This is a genomic window from Tenacibaculum aiptasiae (genome assembly GCF_008806755.1).
Taxonomy (GTDB): domain Bacteria; phylum Bacteroidota; class Bacteroidia; order Flavobacteriales; family Flavobacteriaceae; genus Polaribacter; species Polaribacter aiptasiae.
The window spans coordinates 451,182-466,274 of sequence record NZ_WAAU01000003.1; the positions used below are offsets into that span (position 1 = coordinate 451,182).

Here is a 15,093-nt window from a genome sequence, read left to right on the forward strand (position 1 = left end):
TTTTCATTATGAAAAAGCAAGCATTATTTATATGCCTAGGGTTACTATTGCCTATACTTAACGGTTTTTCACAAACAATATTCAAAGGTAAAGTAGTAAACAATCAAAATAATCCAATTGTAGGAGCTACAGTTGTATCATTAACAAACAAAAACAAAGGAACCATAACAGATATTGAAGGGAATTTCTCTATAAAATTAGAAGAAGGAACTGTTCAAATATCAAGTATAGGTTATGAAACAAAAAAAATGCAGTTAAGCAATAATAACCTTATTGTTTTAAAGCAAGTAATAGAAAGTTTAGAAGAGGTTATCGTTTCAGCAAGTAGAGAAACACAAAAGAGGCAAGAAGTTTCGGCATCTATAGGTTTACTAACTGAAAAACAAATTCAAGAAACCAAAGCTTTCGGAATAGAACAATTAGTAAATCAAGTGCCGGGGGTATTTATGAGCACCTCAAAAGCTTCTAGTAACGAACAGCATTTTATGGCAACACGTTCGCCAATATCAACAAAATCGTTGTTTTTATATGTAGAAGATGGTTTACCAATACGTCCAGTAGCAGTATTTAATCACAATGCATTATTGGAAATGAATAATACAACTTTTGGTAGAGTTGAGGTGTTAAAAGGACCAGCATCGAGTATTTATGGAAGTGAAGCTATTGGAGGAAGCTTCAATTTTATTACTAAAAATCCTAGAAAAGACTTCGGAGGTTCTGTTGGGTTTCAAATAAATGATTTGGGACTAACAAAATACGAACTAGAAGCCTCTACAACAGTAAATGAAAAGTATGGTTTTTATGTGGGAGGACATCATATACGTAGAGATAATGGAGTGGTTGGACATTCAGATTATGAAAAAACAGCTGTTTCATTTAAAAATGTAAATGATTTTTCTGAAAGTTTGAAATGGACTAATAGCTTAACTTATATCGATTATAGATCTGATATGTCTGGTTCTATTTCTGAGAAAAATTATACAGATGGAAATTATGAAAGTAATCAAACATTTACAGAAAGAGAAGCTAAAGCATTTAGATTTCGTTCTACATTAGATAAGTATTGGAATGAATCTAATAAAACATCGTTCAATTTCATTTACAGAAATAATGAAATGAATCAAATACCATCATACAGAATTAGACAAAATAGAGTTAGTGGTGTGTTAGATGGAACTGGAAGAGGAGAAATCAATTCTAATAAATTTAAAAGTTATGTAGGTTTAATTCAGCATAAAATCGATTTTAATTTTGCAAAATCTAGTTTAATAGTTGGAGCAACTACCGATTTTTCACCTCAAACTTATCAGGCAGAAAATATCGATGTTGTTGTAGATGTTGCTACTGCTCAAAATATTGATTACTCGGTTAAAAATGGAGATTATATCTTAAAATATCAGGCAGATATATTTAATTATGCAGGATATGCACAATTTGAAATTTCACCCATAGAAAAAGTAAAACTAACAGGAGCTTTACGTTACGATGGTTTTACATACGATTATGATAATTTAGATGAACCTAATTCTGGAGTTCAAGATACTAAGGTAACCTATACAAACTTTTCACCTAAGCTAGGAGTGAATCTAAATTTAACAAAGAGGGCGGGGATTTATTCTAATTACTCAAAAGGATTTACACCACCACAAGTGGGAACTTTATTCAGAAATGGGAAGAATACTACAGGAAATGCATTTACTTTAAAACCAGCAGAATTTCATAATTACGAACTAGGAGCATATTATTCAATACCATCGAAATTAAAGGTAGATATAGCGATATACCAATTAGATGGTATCAATAGATTAGTTTCTATTAGAGATACTTCAGGAAATTTTATTCAAAAAAATGCAGGAAAAACACGTTCTATGGGAGTTGAATTAGGGCTACGATATAATGTGCTGCCTAATTTATTTGTTAATTATAGTGGAAGTTATGCTACACATGAATACTTGTCATTTTTTGAAAACAATGTAGATTATTCTAATACAGATATGCAAACAGCTCCTAATTATATAAGTACAGCTTCTTTAAATTATAAGCCAATATCTGATTTGCTTTTAACGTTAGAACACGAGCAAATTGGAGAATATAATACAAGTTTTGAAGGGCAAGCTGTAATAGGGAAAGATACTTCTGGAGGAGACATTTTAGGAACTTCTACATATGGAGGGCATAACATTTTCAACTTTAGAGCAAATTATACTTACAAGCATTTTGAAATTTGGGGACAAGCATTGAATATTTTTGATAAACTTTATGCAGTTAGAGCTTCATACAGTAGATGGAGTAAGCAAAATACGTATAGTATTGGTAATCCAAGAGCATTTCATTTTGGAGTGAAATATAACTTTTAATACTAAGTAATAGCTAAAAATTAACCTCATAGTAGTAAAGCTATGAGGTTAAAAAATATTCAAGATGAAAAATAGAAAATTAAATCAATGGTTGTGGAAATGGCATTTTATTGCTGGAATTATATCACTTCCTTTTGTGTTGATTTTGTCAATAACAGGAGCGGTTTATTTGTTTAATCCTAAAATAGAAAAAGTAGCAAAAGAGAAGTTTGAAAATGTAGAAGTTACATCTCAAAAACCTATTTCTTTTCAACAACAATGGGAAATAGCAAAGAATCAAATGAAGAAGAAACCCAATAGTATGGTATTGTCTTTAAATTCAGAAAAAGCTACTGAGTTTGTTTCGGGTAGATTTAGTCATAAAAAATCATTGTTTGTTAATCCTTATACAGCTGAGGTTTCTGGGAAATTCTCTCCAAAAGATACTTGGATGTATTCAATTAGAAAGTTGCACGGAGAATTATTAGGAGGTAAAATAGGAACAAAACTAGTTGAGTTGATAGCTAGTTGGATGATAGTATTAATTATAACAGGATTGTATGTTTGGTGGCCATTTCAAAGAGGTGTAAAAGGAGTTTTTATAATTAGACTCAAAGAAGGAAGAAGAATTTTGTTTAGAGATTTACATGCAGTAATTGGATTCTGGATTTCGGGATTATTGCTTATTACTTTAGCAGGAGGCTTACCATGGACAGATGTTTTTGGTGCTAATTTTAAGAAAATACAGAAGTTTACAAATACAGGTTATCCGAAAACATGGAGTGGAAGAGGATTAACATCAGTTGTTTCAGGAAAAGCTTTAACTTTAGATGAAATGGTTGCAATTGCAAAACAACAAAACTTGAAAGGTGTTGTAAGTATAGGGCTTCCTAAAAATGCTCAAAGTACGTTTAGTGTTTCTAACAAAACATTTGATTTAGGAGCTCAAAAAATGTTACATTTTGATCAATATTCAAGTAAGTTGATAAAAAAACATAATTGGAGTGATGTTGGTTTTTTAATGAGGGGAAGAATGTGGGTAATGGCATTTCACCAAGGTCAGTTTGGAGTTTGGAATTGGTGGCTAATGTTTGGAGTTGCAATTTTATTAACTATTATGAGTGTTGGGGCAATAGTTTCATACATTATAAGAAAACCTGAAGGGAAACTAGGAACTCCTAAAGTTTCTAAAAAGTTTACAATAGGTCCAGTTGTTATAGTTTTGTTGCTATTATTAGGATTATTGTTACCTCTTTTTGGAATTAGTTTAGGGCTAATTGTGGCTTTTGAATTCATATCCAAAAAGTCTGGTATACTTTTAGATGAATAAATTTTACATAATTTTAGTGAATTTTTACGTTAGCTTATATAATTTTGATAATTAGAATTCACCTTAAATAAGTACCTCATGAAAAAAACTATTTTAACAGTTTTAGTTTTTGTAATTACTTTAGTTTTCTCAAATGAAGTAAATGCACAAAATTTTCCAAAATTAGACAAGAGTCCAATGGACGCTGCTATGTATCCTAGCAAATCTAGAATATTAGATAAGTTAGTTAAAGTGATTTATAGTCGTCCACATTTAAAAAAAAGATCATTGTCAAAATTAGCTCCTAATGGAAAAATATGGAGAACAGGAGCTAATGAAGCAGCCGAAATTACTTTTTATAAAGATGTGGATTTTGGAGGAAAAACAGTTGAGGCAGGAACCTATTCAATGTTTACAATTCCAGGAGATAAAGAATGGACAATAATTTTAAATACTGCTTTAAATGTTTGGGGAGCGTTTTTTTACAATGAAAGTGATGATGTTGTAAGAGTAAAGGCTAAAGTTTCTAAAACTAAAAAAACGATTAAAAACTTCTCAATTGTTTTTGAAGGAAAAGAAAACGATTTGATAATGTATTTAGGTTGGGATAAAACAATTGTATCGCTACCAATAAATGGAAAAATGAATAAATAACTTAAAAAATAATAGTCCGGTAAAATTATAATTATTAGGACTATTATTTTTCTGACCAAAAACATTATAATCTTTTCAAAATTAATTTAATTTGACCTTGATGACTAATCTCATCATCAATAATGTGTCTTAGTAAGTAATAATAATTTCCTAATTCTTTACCATTATGATCCTTAATTGTTTTGAAAAGCCAATCATCTGTTAATAGTTTTAAATTTTTTAGAGATTCATTTCTAAACATGTTTAAATAATTTAAATAATAATCAAAGTTGTTGCCGTAAATAAGTTTTTTATCCATATTTAGAGGTACAGCTTTACCAAGTTCTAAAAATAAATCTTCGGATGTGTTGGAATATGAAAAATGATTTAATAAGAACATAAATTCTAAAGTTGCGATATGTAATAATAAGGTACCTATACTATTACTTTTATCATCAAAATTATAATCTAATTCTTTTATAGATAGTTTTTTTGTTAGTTTAATAGTGTCATTTCTTACATGAATCATTTGACAAACTAAAATCCCTATCAATTTAGAGTACCCTTCTTCAGGAACAATTTCGTTCTTAAGCATAGAAATATAAAGTAATATAAATTAAAAAACATCACTTATTAAACAGTAAGTGATGTTATATTAAGTGAAGTTTTTTATTCACTATTATTGTTATAAATGTCTTTTATGACTTATCTGTTACCTAAGTCGTCAGTTCCTTCAGACCAAGTACATACTCCTTCAAATGACATACGACACATAGAACCATAAGTTCTATCAATTGGTTTAAGGACTGTAGGCCCTCCTCCATTTATTTTACTTGCTTGTAAATCTGATATTATTTCTTTGTTCAAGTCTAATTTAAATTTTTTTTTACTCATAATAATTGTTTTTTTTAATATTGCCCAATATAGAAAAATATTTCAGTTTTGAAAAAAGAAAGATTAGAAAAAAAGTTAGATGAAATAAGTCAAATACTAGTAGCTAATAAAAGAAATGAAATAGAAATAGGAGTTCTATCCGGATTGTCGGGTATTTCACTTTTTCACTTTTATTATTCAAAATATATAGGTGATGAAGATGCTTTTGATGAAGGAATGAAACTGCTAGAGATGTGTGAGGAAAAAATAAATAAAAATGATTTTAGACTTACTCATTGTGTAGGGATTTCAGGTTTTGGTTGGGTGTTAGAGCATTTGTATAAGGAGGGTTTTTTAGAAGGAGAAGAAGGTTTACCTATTGAAATTGATAATTATTTATATGGAATTATGATTTTAGAAATGGAAAAAGGAAATTATGATTTTTTACATGGAAGTTTGGGGTATGCTTATTATTTTTTAATGAAATTTAAAAGAACTAAAAATAGAGAGCTAAAGAATAGATATAGACAAATTCTTTTAGATTTTCTTTCTTCTTTAAACAAAATTGCAATAGAGATTGATGAAACTAAATTAGCATGGGAATCGATAATTAGAATTAATGATAAAGATGAGAAAGTTTATAACCTAGGTTTGTCGCATGGAATACCTAGTATAATAGGGATTCTTTCAAAACTTTATGAGTTTGACGATTTTAAGGAAGCTTCATATCAAATGTTAAAAGGAGCTATAGAGTATGTAAAGGGAACTAAAAATTTAGAAAGAAATAGTTTGTCACTATTTCCTCTGTGGATAAAAACAAATTCAGAGAAAATAACTCGTGGAAGATTAGCTTGGTGTTATGGAGATTTAGGAATAGGGATAAAATTATGGTATGCATCGAAAGCATTAAGTGATAATGAATTGATGAATGAATCTCTAGAAATAATGGAACATTCAGCAAGAAGAACAGATTTTAAGAACACCTTGGTTAAAGACGTGGGGATATGCCATGGTTCTTTTGGAAATGCTTTAATTTTTCAAAGAATTTATAAAGAAACTAGGAAAGCAATATTTAAAGAAGCTGCTTATTTCTGGATTGAAGACGGGTTAGAAAAAGGTAACTATAAAGATGGATATGCAGGGTTTAAACAAATGAAAATTAATGGAGAAACTTATAATGATACTTCTTTATTAGAAGGTGTTGCAGGGATAGGTTTAACCATTATTAATTATTTGACAAATGATAGTAAGAATTGGGATGAGTGTTTATTAATAAGTTAAGAGATGAATAAAAAGAATCCATATAAGAATTTCAAGAATTATGTATTGAGAAACCCTATGTTTTCAATAAATATTTTTAAAGAGTTTACCTCAAAAGAGGATATATACATTGATGATTATAAAAGGTTGTGGACTAATCCCATTATTAAAGAAGCATTTTTTCTAGCTTCTCCAATGTTAACAAATGAAATTACTAAATGGTTAAATGAGGGAGTTAATGATAATAAAAAAGAAGAAAAATTAAAGTATACTTTTCTTAAATATATTTCAAGAATGTCTTCTAGGTGTACACCTTTTGGTTTATTTGCTGGATGTTCGGTAGGAGTATTTGATGATAAAACAGAAATAAAAATTACAAAAGCTTTTGAAAATAGTAGACATACTAGATTAGATATGAATTATCTAGTGGCACTTTCACAAGATTTAATTAAGAACGAAACAATAAAAAAACAACTGCTTTTTTTTCCTAACTCTAGTATATATGAAATAGGAGATAGGTTAAGATATACTGAATATAAATATGTAAAAGGAAAGAGGTTTCATCAAGTTGCTGAAGTTGATAATACAGAATATTTAAGAAAAATACTCTTGAAATCAAGAGAAGGAATATTACTTTCAAATATAGCTGAAGATCTTTTAATATATGATATAACAATTGAAGAAGCCATAGTTTTTGTAAATCAGTTAGTTGATAGTCAAATACTGATAAGTGAGTTGGAACCATCTGTTTCTGGACCAGAATTTTTTGACCAAATTTATAACACATTACGAAAGTTAAAAGATATAGATGAAATTGTGAGTGTTTTAAAAGAGGTAGACAAACATATTCAAGAAATAGATAACAAAGTAGGTAATAAAATAGATAAGTATATTGAAATAAGCGAAAAATTAAAAGAGTTAAAAACGGATTTTGATATTAAATATTTATTTCAAACAGATTTGGTTATAAATACAACAGTAAATAAAATTGATGAAAAAGTTATTAGAGATATAAAAAAAGGAATGCTTTTTTTAAGCAAATTAAATATAAAAAAAACTGAGGACGAATTATCTAAGTTTAAGGATGCGTTTTATGAAAGGTATGAGGATGAAGAAGTAAAATTATCAACAGCATTAGATGTAGAAATAGGAGTTGGCTATATTCAAAATAATAGAATAGGAGATATAAGTCCTTTGATTGATGATCTAATAATTCCATCAAAATTTTCTAAGAAAATAGATAGAGAAATTAAATGGAATACAGTCTATGAAAAATTTCAAAAAAAAATACTGCAAGCATTAAAAGAAGATAAATATATAATAAAGTTAACAGATGATGATTTCAAGGAATTTGAGACTAATCTAGATAATCTACCAGATACTTTATCCACAATGATAGAGATTGTTGGAGATGGAAAAATTAGAATGTATGGAAGTGGAGGGTCAAGTTCAGCTAATATTTTAGGACGCTTTTGCCATAGTGATAACCAAATAAAAACTTACACAGAGGAGATTGTACATGTTGAAGAGATTATTAATAAAGATAAGATTTTGGCTGAGATAGTTCATTTACCAGAATCTAGAATCGGAAATATTTTATGTCGACCAGACTTTCGTTCGTATGAAATTCCTTATTTAGCTAAGTCCGTGAAAAATAGTGATAAAAAAATTTTATTGGAAGACTTAGTAATTTCTTCAAAAAGCAGAGGTAAAATTAAGTTGAAATCAAAAAAGCACAATAAAGAAGTGTTACCACGTTTAACAACTGCTCATAATTATAGGAGTAATTCGTTACCAATTTATCATTTTTTATCAGATATGCAAACACAAGGAATGATGAATGGGTTAGGAATTGATTTAGGGCCAATTATTAATGAGTATGAGTTTATACCTAGAATAGAATATGAGAATCTTATCTTAAAAGAAGCTACATGGAACTTAAAAAATAGCCATATAGAGCAGTTATTAGAAGAAATAGATAATAAAGAAATACTCATTAATAAAGTAAAACATTTTACTAAAAAATTAAAATTGCCAAAGTTTGTAAAGCTTGCAGATGGAGATAATCAGTTGCTTATTAATCTAGAGAATATAACATCTATTAGAATGTTTTTAAATACAGTTAAAAATAGAAGTAATATAAAGTTGATAGAGTTTTTATTTGATAATGAAAAATCAATAGTTGATTTAGAAAATAAAGCGTTTACAAATGAAATTATTGTTTCTTTTTTTAATGAAAGTAAATTAAAAGAAAGTGAAAGAAAATAAAGAGTTACAAAGAAATTTTATCTTAGGTGATAATTGGCTTTATTATAAAATATATACAGGATATAAAACATCTGATAAAATATTAGTCGATGTTATACATCCTATAGCCAATCGATTAATTGATGAAAAAATTATAAATAAATGGTTCTTTATACGTTATGGAGACCCGAAACATCATTTAAGGGTACGTTTTCACTTTACTGAAAGAGAAAATATTTTTAAAATTATAAATAGTTTTTTACCGTACTTAAAGAGTTATATAGATAAAAAACTTATTTGGAAAATTCAAACTGATACATACAAAAGAGAAATAGAACGCTACGGAGTTAACTCGATGTGTTTGTCTGAAGATATTTTTTATTATGATAGTGAGTCAATAGTTGGTTTTTTAAAAGTAATAAAAGGAAGAGAAGATGAGGATGTGAGATGGTTATTTTCGTTAAGATTAATAGATTCGTTGCTTAATGATTTTGAATATAATTTAGAAAGAAAGAATAAATTATTATTCGAGCTAAGTACTTCGTTTAAAAATGAATTTAACTCTTCAAAATATTTAACAAAACAGTTAAGTAAAAAATATAGAGATAAGCAAGATAAAATAGAAAAGTTTATGTCGGATAGAATATCCGAAGTTTATTCTTTAGGGTTGTTAGAAATTATAGAAGAAAAAGAAAAAGTAATTAAACCTATAATTTGTGACTTACAAGAAATTAAGAAAAAGGGGGAGTTAGAAATAAACCTAGATCAATTGATGAGTAGCTATATTCATATGTTAATGAATCGTCTTTTTAAATCAAGGAATAGACTTCATGAAATGGTTTGCTATGACTTTTTATACAGATTTTATAAATCTAAATTGGCTAGGGTTAAAATAAAACATAAAAAAACCTCATAAATTTATGAGGTTTTTTTATGTTTTATTTTTTAGGAGTTTTGCTAATTAAGTAAACACCTATAACTACTAGAAAACAGCTTATTATTTTAACAGGATTAATATCTTGGGCATATTGTGTATAACCTAATACATAAGCATAAATACTAACCATAATAAAACTAACGGCAGGCTGTAAATATATATAGCTACCATTAACAGAAGGAGAAACATAGTTTAAAGCATAAATGTTAAACAAGTAAGCTAAAAAGGTAGTTCCAATAATAACAAAAGAAATTGCTAAGTATGTTTGAGTAGTAAATGCAGAAAAATCAACAGTAACAATATCAGTTGCTCCAAATGGAAACATAAATAAGAATCCAAATAAGAACACCCAACTAATAATGGTAATAGAGTTGTATTTCTGCATCAAAGGTTTAACAAGTACTAAATACAAGCCATAAGAAATAGCATTGATAAAAATAAAAAGATTACCAAGTAAAGAACTAGTTCCTTTCGACTGATTTCCATACCAAATTAATAATACAGCACCAATACCACCTATGGTAATTCCTAAAAGTTTAAAAAGAGTTATTTTTTCTTTTAAAAGAATAGCGCTAAAAACTACAGCAACAATAGGGACAGCTGTAATAATTATAGAAGCATCAATAGGAGATGTTAAATTTAAACCGTGAAAAAACAATAATTGATTTGCAGCAACACCTAGCAATCCACAAAGAATTAATTTAGGAAAGTCTTTTTTTTCAATTTTTTCTTTTATAAACGATTTAATAACCCAAAAAAGAATTCCAGCACCTAAAATTCTTAAAAAAACAAAAGCAGAAGGCCCTATTTTATTAGGCATTACTCCTTTAGCAATTAAATAATTAGCACCATAAATAACATTGGCGCTGAGTAAAGCAAGGTGAGCTTTTAAAATATTGTTCTTCAAAATAATGAATTTAATCTACTGCAAAGAACATTCATTTTTTTAAAATAAACTATTTCCCAACAAAGATTAACAAGTGTGAAGTTTTTGTTCATTTTATATAACATGATAATAATAGTTTAAGCCATTTTTTTACTTTAAACTTCCAAACAATAACCGTAAATTTGCAGCTTCTTAAAAGAGAGACAATGCAATATAATCACCAAGAAATAGAAAAGAGGTGGCAACAGTTTTGGGCAGATAACCTAACATTTAAAGCCAGTAATACATCAGATAAACCTAAATATTATGTTTTAGACATGTTTCCTTATCCATCAGGAGCCGGACTGCATGTAGGACATCCATTAGGATATATTGCTAGTGATATATATGCACGTTATAAACGTCATAAAGGGTTTAATGTATTGCACCCACAAGGATATGATTCTTTTGGGTTACCTGCAGAACAATATGCTATTCAAACAGGACAGCATCCAGCGATTACAACCGAAACAAATATTAAAACGTACCGTCGTCAGTTAGACAATATCGGTTTTTCTTTCGATTGGTCACGTGAGGTTCGTACTTCTAATCCAGAATATTACAAGTGGACACAATGGATTTTTATCCAGTTGTTCAACTCTTGGTACAATAAAGATACAGACAAAGCAGAAGATGTTTCAACTTTAGTTTCAAAATTTGAAACAGAAGGAAATGCAAATATCAATGCAGTTTCAGATGAAGATATTACTGTTTTTTCAGCTGAAGAATGGAAAGGTTTTTCAGTAGAAAAACAACAAGAAATATTATTACAATATCGTTTAACATTTTTATCAGATACAGAAGTAAACTGGTGTCCAGCTTTAGGAACAGTACTTGCAAATGATGAAATAGTAAACGGAGTTTCAGAAAGAGGAGGACATCCAGTAGTTCGTAAAAAAATGACCCAATGGTCTATGCGTATTTCTGCTTATGCACAACGTTTGTTAGACGGATTACAAAATATAGATTGGCCACAACCATTAAAAGATTCTCAAACAAATTGGATAGGAAGAAGTCAAGGAGCCATGGTTTCTTTTGATGTGGAAAATTATGATGCTAAAATAGATGTGTTTACAACACGTCCTGATACAATTTTTGGAGTAAGCTTTATGACATTAGCTCCAGAGCATGAATTAGTAGCTAAAATAACAACAGATGAACAACGTGAAGCTGTTGAAGCTTATGTTGAAGCAACGTCAAAGCGTTCGGAAAGAGATCGTATGGCAGATGTAAAAACCATCTCGGGAGTATTTACAGGAGCTTATGCTTTACATCCATTTACAGGAAAACAAGTGCCGATTTGGATTGGAGATTATGTATTAGCAAGCTATGGTACAGGTGCAGTTATGGCGGTTCCTTGTGGAGACCAACGTGATTATGATTTTGCTAAACACTTTGGATTAGATATACCAAATATTTTTGCAGATGTTGATATTTCAGAAAAAGCTAATGATGTTAAAGATGGAATTAAATTAGCAAATTCAGATTTCTTAGATGGTTTAAATTATAAGAAAGGAATGAAAACCGTAATCTATGAATTAGAAAAACGCGGTTTTGGTTATGGAAAAATAAACTATCGTTTACGTGATGCGGTATTTAGCCGTCAGCGTTATTGGGGAGAGCCATTTCCAGTTTATTATAAGAATGGAATGCCCCAAATGATTGAAGCAAAACATTTACCAATAGTATTACCAGAAGTAGAAAAATATTTACCAACAGAAGATGGAAAACCACCATTAGGAAATGCTGAGGTTTGGGCTTGGAATACAGAAACTGCTGAGGTAGTTAGCAATGATTTAATAGATAATGAAACTGTTTTCCCACTAGAACTAAATACAATGCCAGGATGGGCTGGAAGTTCATGGTATTTTAACCGTTATATGGATTCAACAAACGAAGGAGAGTTTGTAAGTAAAGAAGCGGTTGATTATTGGAAAGAAGTAGATTTATATATTGGTGGGTCTGAGCATGCAACAGGACATTTATTATATGCACGTTTTTGGCAAAAATTCTTATTCGATAGAGGATTGTTACCAGTTGATGAGTTTGCAAAAAAGCTAATCAACCAAGGAATGATTTTAGGAACATCAGCTATTGTCTACAGAATTACAGGAACAGATAAATATGTTTCTAAAAATCTTAAAGGAGAATATGAAACAGATGAAATTAGAGTAGATGTTAAGTTGATTAATACTTCTGATGAATTAGATATTGAAGCTCTAAAAAAATGGCAACCTCAATTTGAAAATGCAGAGTTTGTTTTAGAAGAAGGGAAATATATTGTAGGTCGTGAGGTAGAAAAAATGTCAAAGCGTTGGTTTAATGTTGTAAACCCTGATGATATTTGTGAAGAATATGGTGCAGATGCATTACGTTTATTCGAAATGTTCTTAGGACCATTAGAACAAACTAAACCTTGGAAAACATCTGGAATTTCAGGAGTGTATTCTTTCTTAAAGAAATTATGGAAATTATACGTGGGAGAGAGCGGTATTAACGTTTCTGATGCCGAACCAACAAAGGATGAATTAAAAACTTTACACAAAACAATTAAGAAAGTAGAGGAAGATATTGAGAATTTCTCTTTCAATACATCAGTATCTACGTTTATGATTGCGGTAAATGAATTAACGGCGCAAAAATGTAACAAGCGTGCTATTTTAGAACCGCTATTAGTATTAGTTTCTCCATACGCTCCGCATATTTCAGAAGAGTTATGGAGTCAATTAGGACATACAGAGTCTATTTCTACAGTAGCGTTTCCAAAATTTGAAGCATCTCATTTAGTAGAGAGTACTAAGAATTACCCAATTTCATTTAATGGTAAAATGCGTTTTACATTAGAGTTACCATTAGATATGAGTAAAGATGAAATAGAAAAAACGGTAATGGCACATGAAAAAACACAAGCACAATTACAAGGAAGAACACCTAAAAAAGTAATTGTAGTGCCAGGTAAAATAATTAATATAGTAGGTTAATAAAGCCTTTATAACAATAAGAAAACCACAAGCATTTTTTGTTTGTGGTTTTTTATTTTTTAAGTACTTTCACGGAAATATTCAAAAAATTAAAATGAAAAACGTAATTAAACTTGCTGCTATTATATTAGCTGTTGTTTTTGTAGGATGTTCAGATAGTGATTCTGATAATTTAGGAGGAATTGCAAATACTCCTTTAAAAGGAAAAGTACATGGTACTTCATTTGTAGCTCAAGGAGGAAAAGCATTTGTTAGTGGAAATAACTTAAGTATTAACATAACCAATGTTACAGCAGATTGTAACTCTTCTATTTTAGACTATACTTTGTATGTTTCAACAGATGTAGAAAATAAAGTAGGTAGTACAACTAAAGCGAATGTTGTATTTAATAAAAAAGGCGAAACACCTTTAAATAAATTAAATAGTACAGTTACTGTAGAAAAGTTAACTTCAACAGAAGTTACAGTTAAAATTAAAGCAGATTCTACGGGAGATAATACAGTAGAAGGAACATATACAGTTCCATTTTGTAAATAAAAAACAATCAAATTTAATAAAAGTCATTACTCTTAGTAATGGCTTTTTTATTCTTTATAAATAATTATGAAAAAGTTTACTTTCAATAGCTCTTGGCTTTTTGTATTAATCCCAATAGGAATTGTATTTTTTGTAGTAATGCCTGAAATACAAAAAAAGTATCAAGCATATAATAAACAGCAAACAGAATTACATCAAGAAGTTATACAATTAGACTCTTTAAGACAGTTAGAAAACCCAACTAGAAGAGATTTAAATACAATAAGTCGTTTAGAAACTACAGTTCGTATTAAAACGTTAACCTATGGTAAACAACGATTCTTATATTATAAACTTGGCGGAATGCTAGTTGTTTTTCTCTTCATGTTTGGTGGAATGTTTATCTCAAGTTTTTTGGTTAGAAGAAAAAAGAGTTCGCCCAATAACAAAGAAATAATTTTCAATTTTAGCGATTTTACTCAAGATGCAATAGGGCAACAAATATCATGGGAAGCTACAGAAGGTTCAGGTAGTAATTTTTTAAGTGAGCACTTAAAGAAAACGAATAAAGGTTATAAAATCAGTTCAAGTTCGTACATGAAGTTTGTGGCTTGGGGATTCTTTTTAGTTGGAGCAAACTTTACTTTATGGTCTTTTGTTGAGTTTTTTGAATTTTCAAAAGAAGCAATGAGTTTTATGCAAGCGGGTAAAATATTTTTTACAACAGGAGGAGTATTTTTATTAGTTGGTGTTTTTCTATTAATTAGTACAGGCGCAAAAGCTTATTTTCATACACGAAAAAGAAAAATGGTTGTTGGAAGCGAGATTATTCCTTTCCAACATGCTTATGCAATTCAAGTACTTGAAAAATTTATACCAGGAAAATCATCAGGAGGATACTTCTGTTATGAAGCAAACTTGGTAACTAATGATGGTAAACGATTCAATTTATTAAATCATGGAGATAAGCAGTATCTTTTAAGTGATACAGTTAAAATAAGTAAGATTTTCAATGTGCCAGTTTGGAATATGAATGTGCAATAGAATTTATTAAATAAAGTTTTAGTATTTTACA

Annotated in this window: 12 protein-coding genes; 9 read left to right on the top strand and 3 right to left on the bottom strand. The window is 29.2% G+C overall.

Annotated features, from left to right (window positions below; all coding sequences use genetic code 11):
* Positions 1-8: 8 nt before the first annotated feature.
* The 3 genes from F7018_RS02115 (at position 9) to F7018_RS02125 (ending at position 4,299) form a co-directional block, all read left to right on the top strand.
* Positions 9-2,357: a TonB-dependent receptor gene (locus F7018_RS02115; protein ID WP_150898322.1), complete on the top strand. Its 2,349-nt coding sequence runs from the start codon at positions 9-11 to the stop codon at positions 2,355-2,357.
* A gap of 64 nt (positions 2,358-2,421) precedes the next feature.
* On the top strand, positions 2,422-3,666 hold the full coding sequence (locus tag F7018_RS02120) for a PepSY-associated TM helix domain-containing protein (RefSeq protein ID WP_150898323.1): 1,245 nt from the start codon (positions 2,422-2,424) through the stop codon (positions 3,664-3,666).
* Between the two features lie 78 nt (positions 3,667-3,744).
* On the top strand, positions 3,745-4,299 hold the full coding sequence (locus F7018_RS02125) for a DUF2911 domain-containing protein (RefSeq protein WP_150898324.1): 555 nt from the start codon (positions 3,745-3,747) through the stop codon (positions 4,297-4,299).
* A 64-nt stretch (positions 4,300-4,363) separates the two neighbouring features.
* Here F7018_RS02125 and F7018_RS02130 read toward each other — a convergent pair whose 3' ends face one another.
* Both F7018_RS02130 and F7018_RS02135 read right to left on the bottom strand, forming a co-directional pair.
* A complete protein-coding gene (locus F7018_RS02130) occupies positions 4,364-4,873 on the bottom strand; it encodes a DinB family protein (protein ID WP_150898325.1) in 510 nt (169 codons plus the stop codon).
* A gap of 110 nt (positions 4,874-4,983) precedes the next feature.
* Entirely contained in the window at positions 4,984-5,172 is a 189-nt protein-coding gene (locus tag F7018_RS02135; protein WP_150898326.1) for a hypothetical protein, read from the bottom strand.
* A gap of 48 nt (positions 5,173-5,220) precedes the next feature.
* Between F7018_RS02135 and F7018_RS02140 the strand changes: the two genes are divergently transcribed.
* Genes F7018_RS02140 through F7018_RS02150 form a run of 3 tightly spaced genes read left to right on the top strand, consistent with a single transcriptional unit; the run spans position 5,221 to position 9,574 of the window.
* Complete coding sequence (locus tag F7018_RS02140; RefSeq protein ID WP_175578616.1) at positions 5,221-6,432, top strand: lanthionine synthetase C family protein; 1,212 nt, start codon at positions 5,221-5,223, stop codon at positions 6,430-6,432.
* 3 nt (positions 6,433-6,435) lie between these two features.
* The gene (locus tag F7018_RS02145) at positions 6,436-8,679 is read left to right on the top strand and encodes a lantibiotic dehydratase family protein (RefSeq protein ID WP_150898328.1); all 2,244 of its coding nucleotides are present in this window, start codon (positions 6,436-6,438) and stop codon (positions 8,677-8,679) included.
* The gene (locus tag F7018_RS02150) at positions 8,666-9,574 is read left to right on the top strand and encodes a thiopeptide-type bacteriocin biosynthesis protein (protein WP_150898329.1); all 909 of its coding nucleotides are present in this window, start codon (positions 8,666-8,668) and stop codon (positions 9,572-9,574) included. Before F7018_RS02145 ends, F7018_RS02150 begins: the two co-directional genes overlap by 14 nt.
* A 22-nt stretch (positions 9,575-9,596) precedes the next feature.
* Here the strand turns inward: F7018_RS02150 and F7018_RS02155 are convergent, their stop codons facing one another.
* Positions 9,597-10,502 carry a DMT family transporter gene (locus tag F7018_RS02155; RefSeq protein WP_150898330.1) on the bottom strand — a complete coding sequence of 302 codons (906 nt, stop codon included), beginning with the start codon at positions 10,500-10,502 and terminating at the stop codon, positions 9,597-9,599.
* Positions 10,503-10,687: 185 nt separating this feature from the next.
* Here F7018_RS02155 and leuS point away from each other — a divergent pair, with 185 nt between their 5' ends.
* From leuS to F7018_RS02170, 3 genes are all read left to right on the top strand, one after another.
* Entirely contained in the window at positions 10,688-13,501 is a 2,814-nt protein-coding gene (leuS, locus tag F7018_RS02160) for a leucine--tRNA ligase (RefSeq protein ID WP_150898331.1), read from the top strand.
* A gap of 94 nt (positions 13,502-13,595) precedes the next feature.
* Positions 13,596-14,039, top strand: a complete 444-nt coding sequence (locus tag F7018_RS02165) for a hypothetical protein (protein ID WP_150898332.1) — start codon at positions 13,596-13,598, stop codon at positions 14,037-14,039.
* 66 nt (positions 14,040-14,105) lie between these two features.
* Positions 14,106-15,062 carry a hypothetical protein gene (locus F7018_RS02170; protein WP_150898333.1) on the top strand — a complete coding sequence of 319 codons (957 nt, stop codon included), beginning with the start codon at positions 14,106-14,108 and terminating at the stop codon, positions 15,060-15,062.
* The last annotated feature ends 31 nt before the right edge of the window (positions 15,063-15,093 follow it).

What these genes read in the sequence shown, in the direction of transcription:
- F7018_RS02115 (WP_150898322.1), top strand. Translation starts at nt 9, where the DNA reads ATGAAAAAGCAAGCATTATTTATATGCCTAGGGTTACTATTGCCTATA.
- F7018_RS02120 (WP_150898323.1), top strand. Translation starts at nt 2,422, where the DNA reads ATGAAAAATAGAAAATTAAATCAATGGTTGTGGAAATGGCATTTTATT.
- F7018_RS02125 (WP_150898324.1), top strand. Translation starts at nt 3,745, where the DNA reads ATGAAAAAAACTATTTTAACAGTTTTAGTTTTTGTAATTACTTTAGTT.
- F7018_RS02130 (WP_150898325.1), bottom strand. Translation starts at nt 4,873, where the DNA reads ATGCTTAAGAACGAAATTGTTCCTGAAGAAGGGTACTCTAAATTGATA.
- F7018_RS02135 (WP_150898326.1), bottom strand. Translation starts at nt 5,172, where the DNA reads ATGAGTAAAAAAAAATTTAAATTAGACTTGAACAAAGAAATAATATCA.
- F7018_RS02145 (WP_150898328.1), top strand. Translation starts at nt 6,436, where the DNA reads ATGAATAAAAAGAATCCATATAAGAATTTCAAGAATTATGTATTGAGA.
- leuS (WP_150898331.1), top strand. Translation starts at nt 10,688, where the DNA reads ATGCAATATAATCACCAAGAAATAGAAAAGAGGTGGCAACAGTTTTGG.
- F7018_RS02165 (WP_150898332.1), top strand. Translation starts at nt 13,596, where the DNA reads ATGAAAAACGTAATTAAACTTGCTGCTATTATATTAGCTGTTGTTTTT.
- F7018_RS02170 (WP_150898333.1), top strand. Translation starts at nt 14,106, where the DNA reads ATGAAAAAGTTTACTTTCAATAGCTCTTGGCTTTTTGTATTAATCCCA.